Source organism: Sphingomonas vulcanisoli, assembly GCF_011761305.1.
GTDB classification, from domain to species: Bacteria; Pseudomonadota; Alphaproteobacteria; order Sphingomonadales; family Sphingomonadaceae; genus Sphingomonas_I; species Sphingomonas_I vulcanisoli.
This window is the reverse complement of record NZ_JAAOZC010000006.1, coordinates 63,717-79,602: the sequence shown is the minus strand read 5'-3', so window position 1 is coordinate 79,602 and position 15,886 is coordinate 63,717. Positions and strand designations below refer to the sequence as shown.

General features: G+C 65.4%; 14 protein-coding genes and 1 tRNA gene. 9 read left to right on the top strand and 6 right to left on the bottom strand.

Translation table 11 applies throughout. The features are described 5' to 3' along the window. Positions 1–110 precede the first annotated feature (110 nt). Positions 111–911, top strand: a complete 801-nt coding sequence (locus FHS31_RS12020) for a TrmH family RNA methyltransferase (RefSeq protein ID WP_167073836.1) — start codon at positions 111–113, stop codon at positions 909–911. 73 nt (positions 912–984) lie between these two features. Here FHS31_RS12020 and FHS31_RS12015 read toward each other — a convergent pair whose 3' ends face one another. Continuing rightward, on the bottom strand, positions 985–1,131 hold the full coding sequence (locus FHS31_RS12015) for a lmo0937 family membrane protein (RefSeq protein WP_167073834.1): 147 nt from the start codon (positions 1,129–1,131) through the stop codon (positions 985–987). A gap of 136 nt (positions 1,132–1,267) precedes the next feature. On the opposite strand from FHS31_RS12015, the gene FHS31_RS12010 reads away from it, so the two are divergent. The 5 genes from FHS31_RS12010 to FHS31_RS11990 all read left to right on the top strand — a co-directional run bounded on the left by FHS31_RS12010 (position 1,268) and on the right by FHS31_RS11990 (position 7,292). Next, a tRNA-Gly gene (locus FHS31_RS12010) sits at positions 1,268–1,341 on the top strand. 69 nt (positions 1,342–1,410) lie between these two features. Further along, positions 1,411–3,285, top strand: coding sequence for a signal peptide peptidase SppA (sppA, locus tag FHS31_RS12005; protein ID WP_167073832.1), 1,875 nt, complete (start codon positions 1,411–1,413; stop codon positions 3,283–3,285). 14 nt (positions 3,286–3,299) lie between these two features. Then, complete coding sequence (locus FHS31_RS12000) at positions 3,300–4,967, top strand: formate--tetrahydrofolate ligase (RefSeq protein ID WP_167073830.1); 1,668 nt, start codon at positions 3,300–3,302, stop codon at positions 4,965–4,967. 109 nt (positions 4,968–5,076) lie between these two features. Further along, positions 5,077–5,889 carry an SDR family oxidoreductase gene (locus FHS31_RS11995; protein WP_167073828.1) on the top strand — a complete coding sequence of 271 codons (813 nt, stop codon included), beginning with the start codon at positions 5,077–5,079 and terminating at the stop codon, positions 5,887–5,889. A gap of 161 nt (positions 5,890–6,050) precedes the next feature. Continuing rightward, positions 6,051–7,292 (top strand): MFS transporter, encoded by a 1,242-nt coding sequence (locus tag FHS31_RS11990; protein WP_167073826.1) that lies wholly within the window; start codon positions 6,051–6,053, stop codon positions 7,290–7,292. 148 nt (positions 7,293–7,440) lie between these two features. Here the strand turns inward: FHS31_RS11990 and glnA are convergent, their stop codons facing one another. The 3 genes from glnA to mnmA form a co-directional block, all read right to left on the bottom strand. Then, positions 7,441–8,853: a type I glutamate--ammonia ligase gene (gene glnA, locus FHS31_RS11985; protein WP_167073824.1), complete on the bottom strand. Its 1,413-nt coding sequence runs from the start codon at positions 8,851–8,853 to the stop codon at positions 7,441–7,443. Positions 8,854–8,924: 71 nt separating this feature from the next. Continuing rightward, positions 8,925–9,263 (bottom strand): P-II family nitrogen regulator, encoded by a 339-nt coding sequence (locus FHS31_RS11980; protein WP_167073822.1) that lies wholly within the window; start codon positions 9,261–9,263, stop codon positions 8,925–8,927. A gap of 161 nt (positions 9,264–9,424) precedes the next feature. Then, positions 9,425–10,540, bottom strand: coding sequence for a tRNA 2-thiouridine(34) synthase MnmA (mnmA, locus tag FHS31_RS11975; RefSeq protein WP_167073820.1), 1,116 nt, complete (start codon positions 10,538–10,540; stop codon positions 9,425–9,427). Between the two features lie 111 nt (positions 10,541–10,651). Here mnmA and FHS31_RS11970 point away from each other — a divergent pair, with 111 nt between their 5' ends. The 3 genes from FHS31_RS11970 (at position 10,652) to FHS31_RS11960 (ending at position 11,714) form a co-directional block, all read left to right on the top strand. Then, positions 10,652–10,957, top strand: a complete 306-nt coding sequence (locus FHS31_RS11970; protein WP_167073818.1) for a hypothetical protein — start codon at positions 10,652–10,654, stop codon at positions 10,955–10,957. Between the two features lie 10 nt (positions 10,958–10,967). Beyond that, on the top strand, positions 10,968–11,267 hold the full coding sequence (gene sciP, locus FHS31_RS11965; protein ID WP_167073816.1) for a CtrA inhibitor SciP: 300 nt from the start codon (positions 10,968–10,970) through the stop codon (positions 11,265–11,267). 189 nt (positions 11,268–11,456) lie between these two features. Continuing rightward, positions 11,457–11,714 (top strand): GlsB/YeaQ/YmgE family stress response membrane protein, encoded by a 258-nt coding sequence (locus FHS31_RS11960; RefSeq protein ID WP_167073814.1) that lies wholly within the window; start codon positions 11,457–11,459, stop codon positions 11,712–11,714. Between the two features lie 70 nt (positions 11,715–11,784). On the opposite strand, the gene FHS31_RS11955 is transcribed toward FHS31_RS11960, so the two are convergent. Both FHS31_RS11955 and FHS31_RS11950 read right to left on the bottom strand, forming a co-directional pair. Beyond that, positions 11,785–14,910 (bottom strand): TonB-dependent receptor domain-containing protein, encoded by a 3,126-nt coding sequence (locus FHS31_RS11955; RefSeq protein ID WP_243843437.1) that lies wholly within the window; start codon positions 14,908–14,910, stop codon positions 11,785–11,787. 192 nt (positions 14,911–15,102) lie between these two features. After that, positions 15,103–15,858: a metallophosphoesterase family protein gene (locus FHS31_RS11950; RefSeq protein ID WP_167073812.1), complete on the bottom strand. Its 756-nt coding sequence runs from the start codon at positions 15,856–15,858 to the stop codon at positions 15,103–15,105. Positions 15,859–15,886 lie beyond the last annotated feature (28 nt).

The following is a 15,886-nucleotide window of genomic DNA, read 5'->3' as shown; positions in this document are numbered from 1 at the left end:
TGTGGGAAGGTGAGGGTCTTCCTTCTGCCTTCGACTGCCGCCGCCTCAAAAAGAAAAAGACCTCACCCAACCCTCTCCCATGAAAATGGGAGAGGGCCTAAGAGCCGCTAATGCCCCGCGCGATCACCGCTTTCTCAAACCCGCTGATCAAGCAGATCCGCACGCTGCGCGAGAAGCGCCACCGCCGCGAATCCGGCCAATTCCTCGCGGAAGGCCTGCGCATCCTCGCTGAGGCGGAGGAGATGGGCGTGCTCCCCGAAATTCTCTTCTTCGCCACCGATGGCGCCGGCCATCCGATCGCGCAGCGCTTGATCGCCAAGGTCGAGGCCGAGGGCGGCGAGGCGATCGAGACCAGCCGCGACATCCTCCACAAGCTTTCCGGCAAGGAAAATCCGCAGACCGTGCTCGGCGTCTACCGCCAACCCGCCACCGATCTCGCCGATATCGATCGCACCATCGCGCCGATCTGGTTGGTCGCCCAGGCCCTCCGAGATCCCGGCAACCTCGGCACGATCCTGCGCACCGGCGATGCGGTCGGCGCGGGCGGGCTGATCCTGATCGACGATTGCGTCGATCCCTTCTCGGTGGAAGCGGTGCGCGCCAGCATGGGCGCGCTATTCACCCAGCGGATCGCGCAGGCGCGGTGGGGGGAATTCCTGCCCTGGCTGCGTGCAGGCGAGGGTCAGCTGATCGGCACCCACCTCGCCGCCAGCGAGGATTATCGCGCGGCGCGCTACAGCGCCCCCACCTTCATCCTGATCGGCAATGAAGCACAGGGCCTGCCCGCCGACTATGCCGCAGCCTGCGATCTGCGCGTGCGCATCCCGATGAAGGGCAAGGCCGACAGCCTCAACGCCGCCGTCGCCTGCGCCGTTGTCACTTATGAAGTGCTGGGCCAGCTCGGCGGCTGATCAAACAAAACGAGCGGCTTGCGGCGTTCCTCACATGGATCGCCGGCAAGCCGCCCGATTTGTCACGCGCCGACTAGACGCGGCGGCCGGTGAAAAGCTGAAACAGGCCGACGATGATCGCGATCACCAGCAGGATATGGATCAGCCCGCCCGCGATATGGAAAACCAAGAAGCCGAGCAGCCAGAGAACGAACAGAATGGCGGCGATGGTAAAAAGCATGCTTGTTCTCCCGATAGGTTCGGGGGCGTAACGCATCGATTCCGCAATCGGCTCCCTGCCAGACGCCCGGGCACAAATCGCTCCGGCAATGCATTGACCGCGGCGGCGGCATCGTGGCAATTGGCGCGCTCACCGGGCGGGTGTAGCTCAATGGCAGAGCAGAAGCTTCCCAAGCTTACGACGAGGGTTCGATTCCCTTCACCCGCTCCACAGCGTCTGACGCGCGGCCTGATCTACGCCCTGCCTCCAAACAGCAGTGCCCGCGGGAGAGAGGGTTGAATGCGCGTCTTACGCTGGATCTGGAAATTGCTGGTCGGCATCAAGGATGCGCTGGTACTGCTCCTGTTGCTTTGCTTCTTCGGCCTGCTGTTCGCGGCGCTGAACACGCGGCCCAATCCGGCGCTGGCACGGAGCGGCGCGCTGGTCATCAAATTCGAAGGCGCGCTGGTCGAACAACCCGCCGACGCCGATACGTTGAGCCTGGTGTCCGGCAGCGCCCCTGCCGACAAGGAGCTTCGCCTCCGCGACGTGATCCGCGCACTGCATTCGGCGGCGACCGATAGTGCGGTGAAGAGCGTCGTGCTCGATCTCGATCGCTATGCGGGCGGCGCGCCCGCGGCGACGGCGGCGGTGGCCGAGGCGATCGATGGCGTGCGCCGCGCCAACAAGCCGGTGCTCGCCTATGCGACCGGCTATATCGACAGCGATTATCTGATCGCCGCCCACGCCAGCGAAGTGTGGCTCGATCCGATGGGGGCGGTGCTGCTGGAAGGCTATGGCCGGCCCCAGCTCTATTATAAGGGCCTGCTCGATAAGCTCGGCGTCACCGCGCACCTTTACCGCGCGGGCAAGTACAAGTCTTACGGCGAGCCCTATATCCTCACCCACGCCTCGCCCGAGGCGAAGGAAGCCGATCAGGCGCTGGTCGATAGCCTGTGGACGGTGTGGCTGGACAACGTGAAACGCGCCCGGCCACAGGCCAAGCTCACCGATTATCTCGCCGATCCCGCCTCGGTGATCGTGCCGGCGGGCAGCAATGCCGCGGGCGCGCTCAAGGCCGGGCTGGTCGATAAGATCGGGGACCGCATCGCTTTCGGCAAGCGCGTCGCCGAGCTTTCGGGCGACGCCGCCAAACCCCGCCCCGGCGATTATGCCGCGATGCCGATCGCCAATTATCTCGCCGCCCACGCGGAGCCTGCCGCCGGTGCGGTCGGCGTGCTGACCATCGCGGGCGATATCGTCGATGGCGAGCGGGGTCCGGGCACGGCAGGCGGCGATACGATCGCGCGGCTGCTGCTCGATGAGCTGCAGAAGAAGGATATCAAGGCGCTCGTCGTCCGCATCGACAGCCCCGGCGGCTCGGTCACCGCTTCGGAGCGCATCCGCTCGGCAATCCTCGAGGCCAAGGCGCGGGGCCTGCCGGTGGTCGTCTCGATGGGATCGGTCGCAGCGTCGGGCGGCTATTGGGTGGCGACGCCCGCCGAGAAGATCTACGCCGAGCCGCAGACGATCACCGGATCGATCGGCGTCTTCGGCATCCTGCCAACCTTCGAGGGCAGCCTCGCCAAGCTCGGGCTTTCGGCGGACGGGGTCGGCACCACGCCGCTGTCCGGGCAGCCCGATGTCTATCGCGGCGTCAGCCCGCAATTCGCGCGGCTGATGCAGGCAAGCATCGACGATATCTATCGCCGCTTCACCGGCCTCGTCGCACAATCGCGCCACCTGCCGCAGGCCAAGGTCGACGATATCGCGCAAGGCCGGGTCTGGGCGGGCGGCACTTCGCGGCAGTTGGGCCTCGTCGATCAGTTCGGCGGCCTGGATGACGCCATCGCCTTCGCCGCGGGCCGCGCAGGCCTTTCGGAGGCCGAGAGCAGGCCGCGCTGGATCGAACGCGAGCCGAACAGCCTGAAGGCGCTGTTGAAGAGCCTCTTCCACGCCGGCGGGGATGAGCCCTCCAGCGCCGCGCTCGATCCGATGACGCGCATCGCCCGCCAGCCGCAAGACGCGATCGGCGGCGCGCTGAGTGAGGTGATGACGCTGTTGCAGGGATCGGCGGTGCAGGCGCGCTGCCTCGAATGCGGCGGCTTCCAGCCCTTGCCGCCGACCGACTCGCGCGTGACCGATCGCCTGCTGATGGCCGGCGCCAAACTGTAACCCCGCAGGATTCCATGCTCAGCGACATCGCAATTTCGCGCGCCGCCACCCTGCTGCCCATCGGCGAGATCGCCCGGCGCGCAGGGATCGATGAAGCGGCGCTGGAACCTCACGGGCGCTTCAAGGCCAAGATCGATCTTGCCGCGCTGCCCGATCGCGGCACCCGGCGCGGCAAGCTGATCCTCGTTACCGCCACCAATCCCACGCCCGCTGGCGAGGGCAAGACGACGACCTCGGTCGGCCTCGACGATGCGCTCAACCTTATCGGGCGCAAGACGATGCTGGCGCTGCGCGAGCCTTCGCTCGGCCCCTGCTTCGGCACCAAGGGCGGGGCGACCGGCGGCGGCTATGCGCAGGTCGTGCCGATGGAGGAGATCAACCTTCACTTCACCGGCGATTTCCACGCCATCACCGCCGCGCACAATCTGCTCGCGGCAATGATCGACAACCATGTCTATTGGGGCAACGCGCTCGGCATCGATACGCGCCGCGTGAGCTGGCGGCGGGTGCTGGATGTCAACGATCGCGCGCTGCGTTCGGTCGCCGCCGGGCTCGGCGGCGCGGCCAATGGCTTCGCGCGCGAAACCGGCTTCGACATCACGGTCGCCTCCGAAGTGATGGCGATCTTCTGCCTGGCGCGCGATATCGAGGATCTCCAGGCGCGCCTCGGCCGCATCATCGTCGCGCGCACCCGCGACGGCCGCGCGATCACCGCGCGCGATCTCAAGGCCGATGGCGCGATGACCGTGCTGCTGAAGGACGCGATCAAGCCCAATCTGGTACAGACGCTGGAGGGCAATCCGGCGCTGATCCACGGCGGGCCGTTCGCCAATATCGCGCATGGCTGCAACTCTCTGATCGCCACCGAAACCGCGCTCGGCCTGGCCGATTATGTCGTGACTGAAGCGGGCTTCGGCGCGGACCTCGGCGCGGAGAAATTCTTCGATATCAAATGCCGCCAGGCGGGCCTTGCGCCCGATGCTGCGGTAATCGTCACCACCGTGCGCGCGCTCAAGATGAATGGCGGCGTCGCCAAGGCCGATCTCGGCGCGGAAGATGCCGCAGCGGTGGCGCGCGGTGTGGCCAATCTGGAGCGGCACATCGAGAATGTCCGCCAGTTCGGCGTCCCCGCGATCGTCGCGGTCAATGCGTTCGCCGGCGACACTCCGGCCGAATATGCAGCGGTGTTCGAGGCCGCCGAACGCCAGGGGACGCGCGCGATCCTCTGCCGCCACTGGGCCGAGGGCGGCGCGGGCGCGGTCGAGCTGGCCGAGGCAGTCGCCGAGATCGCCGATCGCGGCGGCGCCAGCTTCGCGCCGCTCTACGCCGACAACCTGCCGCTGCGCGACAAGATCGAGACCGTGGCGACGCGCATCTACCGCGCATCGGCGATCGCGCTCGATCCGCACAGCGAACGCCAGCTCGCGCGGTGGGAGTCCGAGGGCTTCGGCGCCCTCCCCGTCTGCATGGCCAAGACGCAATACAGTTTCTCGGTCGATCCCACCTTGCTCGGCGCGCCGCACGGCCATGTCATTCCGGTGCGCGAGGTGCGGCTGGCGGCGGGCGCGGGCTTCGTCGTGGCGATCTGCGGCGATCTGATGACCATGCCCGGCCTGCCCCGCACCCCCGCCGCCGAAGCGATCCGCATCGATGAGCGTGGGCAGATCGATGGATTGTTCTAAGAAACGTACGTGCAAGCCCCTCCCCTGAAGGGGAGGGGTGAAAAAGGCTGACCGCTGAACATTCGGCGCGCCCGTGCGTCTCCAAAGCAAATCCATCCGGAGGGATAGTATGAGCAAGATCTGGTTCGTCACCGGCGCGTCGAAGGGCTTTGGCCGCATCTGGAGCGAGGCGGCGCTGAAGCGCGGCGACAAGGTCGCGGCGACCGCGCGCAAACCCGCCGATGTGCAGGATCTGGCCGAAACCTACGGCGACCTCGTCCTGCCCCTGACGCTCGACGTCACCGATCGCGCGGCGGTGTTCGCGGCGGTGGAGCAGGCCAACGCGCATTTCGGCCGCATCGATGTGGTGGTCAACAACGCCGGCTACGGCCAGTTCGGCATGATCGAGGAGTTGAGCGAGGACGAGGCGCGGGCGCAGATCGAAACCAATCTGTTCGGCGCGCTTTGGGTGCTGCAGGCGGCGGTGCCGGTGCTCCGCGCGCAGGGCTCCGGCCACCTGCTCAACGTCACCAGCATCGGCGGCCTGACCGCCATGGCGAACATCGGCATCTACAACGCCTCGAAATGGGCGCTCGAAGCGTTGAGCCAGTCGCTCGCACGTGAGGTTGCCGACTTCGGCGTCAAGGTCACAGCGATCGAACCCGCGGGCTATTCGACTGACTGGAGCGGCCCTTCTGCCGCGCACGCCACGCCGATCGCCGCCTATGAGCCCTTGCGCGCGCTTCGCAACGAGCAAAGGGCAAAGATGAAGGCGGGCGATCCGCACAACACGGGTGACGCCATCCTGCAGATCGTAGATGCCGAAAATCCGCCGCTGCGCTTCTTCCTCGGCTCAACGGCCCTGCAATTGATCCGCCGGGATTACGAAAGCCGCTTCGCCGATTGGGAGGCGTGGAACGAGCTTTCCGCCAAATCCGAATAGCGCCGTGCTCCGGCGCAAGCCGGAGCGCTGAACTTTGGCCGGGACGATGCTTTAACGCTCCGGCCTTCGCCGGAGCACGGCTGAAGCAAACAGCCCGCGTTTCGCCGCGCCGGTAAGCCTGATACCGCTCTGCGAGCGAGCAACGCACGGGAGAGCGCAGTATGACGGAAAGCAGCGCCCCGGGCATGGGCCGCGGCCTGATCGCGCTGCTCGCGGTGGGCATGTTCATCAACTATGTCGATCGCGGCAATCTCGCGACCGCGGCGCCGCTGATCAAGGATCAGCTCCACCTCAGCAACACGCAGGCGGGCGTGCTGCTCAGCGCCTTCTTCTGGACCTATGTGCCCTTCCAATTGGTCGCGGGCTGGCTGGCCGAGCGGATCGGCCCCTATCGCACGCTGGCGATGGGCGTGGCGCTGTGGAGCGTCGCTACTTTCGCCAGCGGCCTCGCAGGCGGCTTCGTCGGCCTGCTGCTGCTGCGCCTGCTGCTCGGCATCGGCGAGAGCGCGACCTATCCCTGCAACGCCAAGATCCTCGCCAGCAACCTGCCGCCCGAAAAGCTGGGCGCGGCCAACGGCACGATCGGCATCGGCCAGGCGCTAGGCCCGGCGGTGGGCACCTTCGGCGGCGGCCTACTGATCGCGGGGTTCGGCTGGCGGCCGGTGTTCCTGCTGTTCGGCCTCGCCTCGGCGCTGTGGCTGATCCCCTGGCTGCGCGCGACGCGCGGGACGGCGGCGTGGGACCGGCAGGCGCAGACGATGCCGACGCTGCGCGCGATCCTCGCCCGGCGCGAGCTTTGGGGCGCGGGGCTCGGCCATTTCGCCTTCAATTACGGCTTCTATTTCGTGATCAGCTGGCTGCCGCTGTATCTGGTCAAGGCGCGCGGCTTCTCGATCACCGAAATGTCGATCGTCGGTGGCCTGCTCTACCTCATCTATGCGGTGAGCGTGCAGGCGAGCGGCCTGATCGCCGACGCCCGCGTCGCCAAGGGCGCGGACAACAGCCGGGTGCGCAAGGCGCTGATGATCATGGCGCACATCGGGATGGCCGCCTGCATGCTGCTCTGCGCCGTCGCGCCCGCGATCCTGTCGCTGGCAGCGCTGCTCACCGCCGGCCTGTTCTTCGGCATGGCGACCGCGACGCTCTACCCGATCGGGCAGACCCTCGGCGGGCCGATCGCCGCAGGCCGCTGGATCGGCGTCCAGAACTGCCTCGGCAACATCGCCGGCATCGTCGCCCCGATCATCACCGGCCGTCTGGTGGATACGACCGGCGGATTCGGCTGGGCGTTCGGGGTTGCCGCTGCCGTGTCGCTGGCGGGGACGTTGGCGTGGCGCCTGATCCCGCGGATCGAGGCGCTGGACTTTAGCCCTCTCCCGCCTTCGCGAGAGAGGGTGGGGTGAGGGTCTTCTTCTAACTGCTCGAAAAGAAGAAGACCCTCACCTCCCACGCTCCGCGCGGGGCCCTCCTCTCCCGCGAATGCGGGAGAGGACCAAAAGAAAAAGGCGCCCGGGTTTCCCCGAGCGCCTTCCTCTCAAGCTTTCGTAAAGCTCAGTAAGAATAATACATGTCGAACTCGACCGGGCTCGGCGCCATTTCCCAGCGGGCGACGTCGGGCCACTTGAGCTCCATGTAGCTCTCGATCTGGTCCTCGGTGAACACGCCGCCCTTGGTGAGGAAGGCGTGATCGGCCTCGAGCGCGTTCAATGCCTCGCGCAGCGAACCGCAGACCGTCGGGATCTCCTTCAGCTCTTCCGGCGGCAGATCATAGAGGTTCTTGTCCATCGCCTCGCCGGGATGGATCTTGTTCTCGATGCCGTCGAGCCCGGCCATCAGCAGCGCCGCATAGCAGAGATACGGATTGGCCATCGCATCGGGGAAGCGGAACTCGACGCGCTTCGCCTTGGCGCCCGCGCCGTAAGGAATGCGGCACGAAGCCGAGCGGTTGCGCGCCGAATAGGCCAGCAGCACCGGCGCCTCATAGCCCGGCACCAGCCGCTTGTAGCTGTTGGTGGTCGGGTTGGTGAAGGCGTTGAGCGCCTTGGCATGCTTGATCACGCCGCCGATGAAATAGAGGCAGGTATCCGACAGGCCCGCATAGCCGTTGCCCGCGAACAGCGGATTGCCCTTGTCCCAGATCGACATGTGGGTGTGCATGCCCGAACCGTTATCCTTGGCGATCGGCTTCGGCATGAAGGTGACGGTCTTGCCATAAGCCTGCGCCACCTGGTGAACGACATACTTATAGATCTGCATGCGATCGGCGGTGGTGACGAGCGTGCCGAAGGTGAGGCCGAGCTCGTGCTGCGCGGCGGCCACCTCATGGTGGTGCTTGTCGCAGGGCAGGCCCATTTCGAGCATGGTCGAAACCATCTCGGCGCGGATATCGACGGCGCTATCGACCGGGGCGACCGGGAAATAGCCGCCCTTGGCGCGCGGACGGTGCGCCAGATTGCCCTGCTCATATTCCTTGCCGGTGTTGGTCGGCAACTCGATGTCGTCGATCTTGTAATAGCTGCTGTCGTAGGTGTTATCGAACTGGACGTTATCGAACATGAAGAATTCGGCTTCGGGGCCGACATAGACCGTATCGCCGATGCCGGTGCTCTTCAGGAAGGCCTCGGCGCGCTTCGCGGTGGAGCGCGGATCGCGGCTGTAGAGATCGCCGGTCGAAGGCTCGACGATGTCGCAGACCAGGATCAGCATCGGGGTCGCCGAGAAGGGATCGATCCACACCGCATCCAGATCCGGCTTCAGGATCATGTCGGATTCGTTGATCGCCTTCCAGCCCTCGATCGAGCTACCGTCGAACATGAAACCGTCGGTCAGCTCGTCCTCGCCGACCACGCCCGAGACCATGGTCAAATGCTGCCACTTACCCTTGGGATCGGTGAAACGAAGATCGACCCATTCGATCTCCTTGTCCTTGATCATCTTGAGAACGTCGGACGCTTTATTCGCCATTGGAAATGCCCTTCCCCGTGAAACTGAAATTGCGGCACGCTGGCCGCCTTTTGCCTTTGCTCCGCAGCCCCTTACACCGCGTCGGCATCTCTCTCCCCGGTGCGGATACGCACCGCCGTATCGATCGTACTCACGAAAATCTTGCCGTCACCGATGCGGCCCGTCTGCGCGGCCTGCATGATCGCCTCGACCACGCGATCGGCCAGCGGATCATCGACCACCACCTCAAGCTTCACCTTGGGCAGGAAATCGACGACATATTCGGCACCGCGATAAAGCTCGGTATGGCCCTTCTGGCGGCCGAAGCCCTTGGCCTCGGTCACCGTGATGCCCGAAACGCCGACATCGTGCAGCGCCTCCTTCACCTCATCCAGCTTGAACGGCTTGATGATGGCCTCGATCTTTTTCATGTCTTACGGCGCTCCCCGGCAGCGTGCCTCGGCCTTCAATAAGCGTGCCAATCATGTCCAAGCAAGTGCGGTGCAGCAACTAGCCGCATGAGCCGCCAAAGCTGCCCAATCCCTTGGCAAAGTCACCCCCATCTGCCCCTTTTTGCGGCAGATCGGCGCGGTCAGGCGGCCTCGGCGAGCGCCGGCGCCGCCGACTCGATCCAGCCGCCGCCCAGTACGCGATCGCCGTCATAGAGCACGGCGGCCTGCCCCGGCGCGACACCATATTCGGGCGATGCGAAGAAGACGCGCGTGCCATCGAAGGTCGCCGGCACCGGCTTGGCCAGCGAGCGCACCTTGGCCGTTAGTGGCGCGCCGGGCCGGATCGCCCCGCCCAGCCAGTTGACCTCGGACAGCGCCGCCGATCCCACCGCCAGCGCCGCGCGCGGGCCGACCACCAGCCGGTGCGCTTCGGCATCGACGCGGATCACGTAGAGCGGCTCGGGCGATCCCCCGATCTCGATCCCGCGCCGCTGGCCGACCGTATAGCGCAAAATGCCGCGATGCCGCCCGATCACCCGGCCCTGGAGATCGACGATATCGCCCGGCACGTCCGCCTCGGGCCGCATCCGCGCCACCAGCCCGGCATAATCGCCATCTGGCACGAAACAGATGTCCTGGCTGTCCGGCTTGGCGGCGACACCGAGGCCGAGATCCGCCGCCAGCGCGCGTACCTCAGCCTTGGGCAGGCCGCCGAGCGGGAAGCGCAGATAATCGAGCTGCGCGCGCGTGGTGGCGAACAGAAAATAGCTCTGGTCGCGCGCGGGATCGATCGCGCGATGCAGTTCCGCCCCGTCCTCCCCCATCACGCGGCGGACATAATGGCCGGTCGCGAGGCAATCGCCGCCCAGCTCGCGCGAAAGCCCCAGCAGATCGGTGAACTTCACCCCCATGTTACAGCGGACGCAGGGGATCGGCGTGCGGCCCGCGACATATTCGTCGGCGAAGCGATCGATGACGGTTTCGCGGAAGCTGCTTTCCTTATCGATGACATAATGCGCGATGCCCAGCCGATCGGCGACTGCGCGCGCGTCACGAATATCCCGCCCCGCGCAGCAGCTCCCCGCGCGGCCGACGGCGGCGCCATGATCGTAGAGCTGCAGCGTGATGCCGATCACCTCCGCCCCGCTCTGCGCCGCCAGCGCCGCCACGACGCTGCTATCGACGCCGCCCGACATGGCGACGACGATCCGCGGGCGGCGGCCGAGGCCATCGAGCTGGAAATCGGGCGAAATCATCGCCGCCCCATAGGCGGTTCGTGGCGTCTGCAAAAGCACCGAAGCAATGTCCGCCGCCTAAACAAGCGCCGCTTCGTGCCGTGAACAGGGCGGTAGGGAGCGATCGCGCGGATGAAGCCAGAATTCAAAATCGAGGGACGCGAGGCCACCCCGGCGGAATATGCGCAACTGATGCAGGCGCTGCTCGCCTCGCAGGCCGCGACGCCCACGGCACGCGCCTGCGCGGGCGGCGATGCGGACGCGCACGCCGTCTCCCCGATCGACGCCCTCTTTCCCGAAACCGCGCGCACCGAGGCCCGTGGCAAAGATGGTGAGCGCGCCGTTTACCCTCCCGTTTCAGGCTTCTTTGAAGGCGGTTCATCTAACTCGTCCATGTCAGCGGCGCCCCCCAGGGCAGCGCCCGGCCGGTACGAGTAGGAGGATACAAATGTTGGAAAATCAGAAGATAAAGCCAGCCCAGGTGATCGGTCCGCTCGGTGAACCGCTCACACTGGATTCACTCCCCCCGGTCGGCACCACGCGCTGGGTGGTGCGCCGCAAGGCCGAAGTCGTGGCCGCGGTCGACGGCGGACTGCTGAGCTATGAAGAGGTGTGTGATCGCTACGGGCTCAGCATGGAAGAGTTCGCCGGCTGGAAGCGCGCGGTGGAGCGATCGGGGATGCCGGGGCTGCGCGTGACGCGGATCCAGCATTACAAATCGCTCTACGAACGCCAGCAGCGATACTGACGACAGACCTTTCATCCACATCGTAGCCCCCTTTGGCCCGGTCCAGCATGTGCTGGGCCGGGCCTTTTGCTGTTGCAGCCACCGCGCCAATCCGGGCTTTTTGGAACCGTTTCGGGACAGGAGCGTCTTTGCTCACGACCGCCGTCCGCTCAGCAACAGGGGGCGCGGCAGAGAATTGGGAGAACGGATATGGGACTTATTCTTTGGCTCGTGATCGGCGGCGTTGTCGGCTGGCTCGCTTCGATCCTGATGCGCACCGATGCCCAGCAGGGTATTTTGCTCAACATCGTCGTCGGCATCGTCGGCGCCTTCATCGGCGGCCTGATCTTTTCGGGCGGCAACATCAACAATGCACCGCTGACGCTCTACACCTTCCTGATCTCGCTGGTCGGCGCGGTTGTGCTGCTCGCGATCGTCAATCTGGTTCGTCGCGGCACCGTCCGCTAAGCGTCGGGAACAAAAGGGAGGGCCGGCCGGGGATTACCCTGGCCGGCCCTTTTGCTTGGGCGGCGCCGGCTTAAAACGTGAAGTGTGCCCCCATGTAGAGATAGCGGCCGCGCACGTCATAAATCGCGCCGCCCGAACTCACGCCCGTCAGGCCGAACGGCGGCAGGCGGTTGAGCAGATTCTCGATGCCGGCGAACATGTTGACGTGCGGCGTCACATCCACCGACGCGCGGACGCTGTGATAGAAGACGTTCGGATAATATTGGATGTCGGCATAATCCGCATTTTCGGGCGCGCGGCCCTGTACGCTGTGGGTATCCTCCCAGGCGTTCAATACCATGTGGCCGATCATGCGCAGCGTATAGCCGACGGTGACTTTCCCCTGCTGCACATCCAGGTCCAGATTGAAGGAGTCGATCGGATCCCCCAATTCGCCCCGGATGCGATCGGCGCGGTTCGGATCGCTGGGATTCAGGAACTGATCGCGCTGGATGACGTGCGTATAGACGCCGTGCATCGTGAACAGCCCGAAGCCAAAGCGATGGTTGTAGGAGGCATCAAGATTGATGCCCTGCACCTTCAGGCTGGCATAATTGAGCGCTGAAGCGAGGAGGCTGTTCTCGATGATCCGATATTGTTGCTCGCCGTTAGGCCCGGTCTGGCCGGCCGCGACCCGCTGAAACGTACCGCAGAAGGGGTTTGCGAGCGTGGCGCTGTCGTAACATTGATTGACCGCCGTTTGCGCCGCGACCGTCGAGATCACGTTGCGGACGCGGATGTTGTAATAATCGATCGAGAGCGCAAAGCCCCGGATCCAGTGCGGCGTCAGCAAGCCGCCGACGGTGAAGCTATCCGATTTTTCCGGCTTCAGGTTGGGGTTGCCGCCGGAGCGATAGGCCAGCGATTGGATGTAGACGTAATCATAACTCGCGGGGATGCCCGCCGCCGCGCAATTCGCCGCGCGCGTCGCGCTGCCCGCGGCGATGTTGCGCGCCGAGCAGGGATCGGTGAAGGTCGCAAAATTGGCGCTCTGCTGCGAGTACAGCTCGGTAATGTTCGGCGCGCGCACCGATCGTGAGTAAGTGCTGCGGAAGCGAATATCGCTGATCGGCGCCCAATCGGCATTGCCGTTGTAGGTCCAGACCTTGCCCGCCGATCCCTTGTAGGAAGAATAACGCGCCGATCCCGCGACGGTGAATTCCTTGATGAGCGGAAGATCCTTGAGCAGCGGCACGCGCACCTCGCCGAAGCCCTCGGTCACTTCAAACGCGGGCGCGGAGAGCGCCGGAATCGCATTATAGAAAGTGTAGCCGGACGAGATCAGCGGATCCTGACGGTAGAGGTTGGTCTCGCGGCGATGTTCCGCGCCGATCGAAAAGCCGATCGGGCCGCCGGGAAGCTGAAACCACTGGCTGCTGTCCCCCGATACGAAGCCGCTGATGTCGGTCTGCCGGATCCTGCCGATCGAGACCGTATCCTGCGTGACATAATTTCGGGCGGCCTGGCTGATGCTGCCCTGGCCAAACGGATTGAGCGGCACGCAGGCCGCGACGTCGGCGGCCAATGTCGCGGCGCTGCTGCCCGGCAGTTGGGCGAGCGCCGCAGTTGAGGGATCGATCTGGGAGCGGCAGACGATCTGGCCCGCGGCATTGCGCGCCGAATCCATCGCCAGCAAGAAGCGCTGCCCGTTGAGGTTGCCGATGACCTTGGTCCGCTCCTTCATCTCGCCATAGTTGGCCGAGATTTCGTAGTGGAACGTCTCCGCGAAATCGCCGCGGACACCCCCGACGATGCGGAAGGTCTGGCGCACGTCATCCTCGTCGCGCACGCCGAGATCGACGAGGTTGCGTGACAGTGCAAAGCGCGTCGCGCCCGTTGCGGTAACTCCGCTCAGCGCGAGTTGCTGAGTGATCAGCGCGCGTGCCTGATCCGACAGGAAGGGATTGTCGAGGCGGGGTTGCTCGTAGGTGGTGTTATATTTGAAGGCGCTGAGCGTCGCACCCTGAACGAAGGCCGGGCCGACCTGCGAACCAAGCGTGTGGGCACGCATATAGCTGCCCTCGAAAAAGGGCACCAGCGCGGGCGAAATCTCGAAATGGCCGAGCAGGTTGGCGTTCAGCCGGTCCTGGCGCGGTTGCAGAACGACCAGTTTGCCTTCGCGCAAATTGCTGCCGTTGCCGCCGATGAAATTGCCGTTGGGCGCCACGCCGACGCGCGTGCCGGTCTCGGGAACCAGGGAGCCGTCCGGCTGGAAGACATATTTGCAGGCAAAGGCCGCCCCCGTGTTGCCGTCGCGCCCGCACTGGCCGGTGTTGAACGACACCAGCCCGCCGTTCGAGATCGTGGCGCTGCGGACATCGTTCAAGAAATAGCGGTCTGGCCCGCCTGCCGCGCCATTCGGCGAACCCGCCGGATCGGTGCCGACCACCACGAAGGCGCCCTGGCTGCGCATTGTCGGGCGATCCGAAGCATAGAAGTCGGTCTGATGCGCATAATCGATCGAAGCGGCGATATTGCCGCGGCCTTCGGCGAAATTTCTGCCGGCGGTGATGTTGGCCAGATAAGACCCGGCATCGCCATAGCTGCTGACGCCGCTGCGCACGTTGGCGGTGATCCCGCTGAAATGATCCTTGAGCCGGAAGTTCACGACCCCAGCGATCGCATCCGAGCCATAGACCGACGAGGCGCCCCCGGTCAGAACATCCACCCTCTCCAGCAGCGAAAGCGGGATATCGTTGATGTCGACCGAGACGCCGTTGTTATTGATGTCCGAACCGACGTACCGTCGGCCGTTGACCAACACCAAGGTCCGCTGCGTACCGAGGCCGTAGAGATCGACGAGATTTATACCGTGCGATCCGATGCCGCGCGTCGAATTCTGCTGGCTGTAGGTCGATCGGATCTGGGGCAGATCGTTGAGCTTGTCGCCGACCGATACCGATCCCGTCGCGCGGAGCAGACTGTCGGCGGTAACCGTGGTGATCGGTGCATCGGAAACCGCGTTTGGAACGGCGATCCGCGTGCCGGTGACGACGATCTCCGTCGATTTGTCGTCCGGAACGGCGGCGGGGGTCGTCATGGGGGAAGGCGCGGTTGGCAAGGCCTGGGCGGAAGCCGCCCCGAAGGCTGCCAGTCCGGGCACCACGACGCCCGTCAACAGGAGCGCGGCGCGTGTGGCGATACCGATGTTCGTCATTCCAAGCCCCACTTTGCCCCGTGGCCGATTGTCGACCCACCGCATCAGCGCTTGCTGTGCACTGATGGTTAATGTTGGCGCGTTCCGGCGGTGTAAAGCAAAATGGATGGTATTTCGGAGTGATATAGCCAGCTATGTCACCTCAAAGACACAGAATTGCGACGGCTCCTCAGTTTGGAATTTCGCCTATTTTCAGTTTGTTGCTGTCGGCTTCTCACGGTGATTAATGGATCGTATCCGTAACGATAATTTACCGTCGGCGTCGTGCAGTTCGTTGAACGATGGCGGCGTTTCGCGCGTCCGCTCCGAAAGCGTGCCCGCGCCGATCAGCCGGATCGGCCCAGCCGCGGTCGGCCATACGACATCGAAGGCATCGTGGACATGCCCGCTCAGCACGGCGCTGGCCCCCGCTTCCGCCAACGCCCGCAGTGCCTCCGAACCGCCGGCGGTATCGCCATGCCCCTCGAACCCCGCGCGGGCAAGCGGGTGGTGGCAGGTGACGATCGCCAGCGTGCCGGGCGGGCGGGCGCAGATCGCCGCCTGCGCCGCCTTCAGCCCGGATTGGGAAACCCGCCCCCAGGCCAGGCTGCGCAACTGGATCCGCGCGGTGGTCCTGAGCGGCACGAGCAGCACGCCGGGCAAGGCGATCGGCCGCTCGATCGCGCGCTCGATCCGGCCATAGCGCTTATAGGGGTCGAGCAGCCGCTGGACCGGATTGAAATAGGGCAGATCATGATTGCCCGGCTCGATCGTCACTGGCACGCCCAGGCTTTTCAGCCACGCCCCCGCCGCGGCGAACTCCCGCCGGCGCGCGCGCATCGTCAGATCGCCGGTGCAGACGACGACGTCGGGCCGTTCCGCGCGGACGATCTCGGCGAAACCCGCGATCGCCGCCGCGTCCTCCCGGCCGAAATGCAGGTCCGAGACATGGAAGATGCGCACCGTCATCCCTGCCAAGCGTATGCCCGCGTGCGCG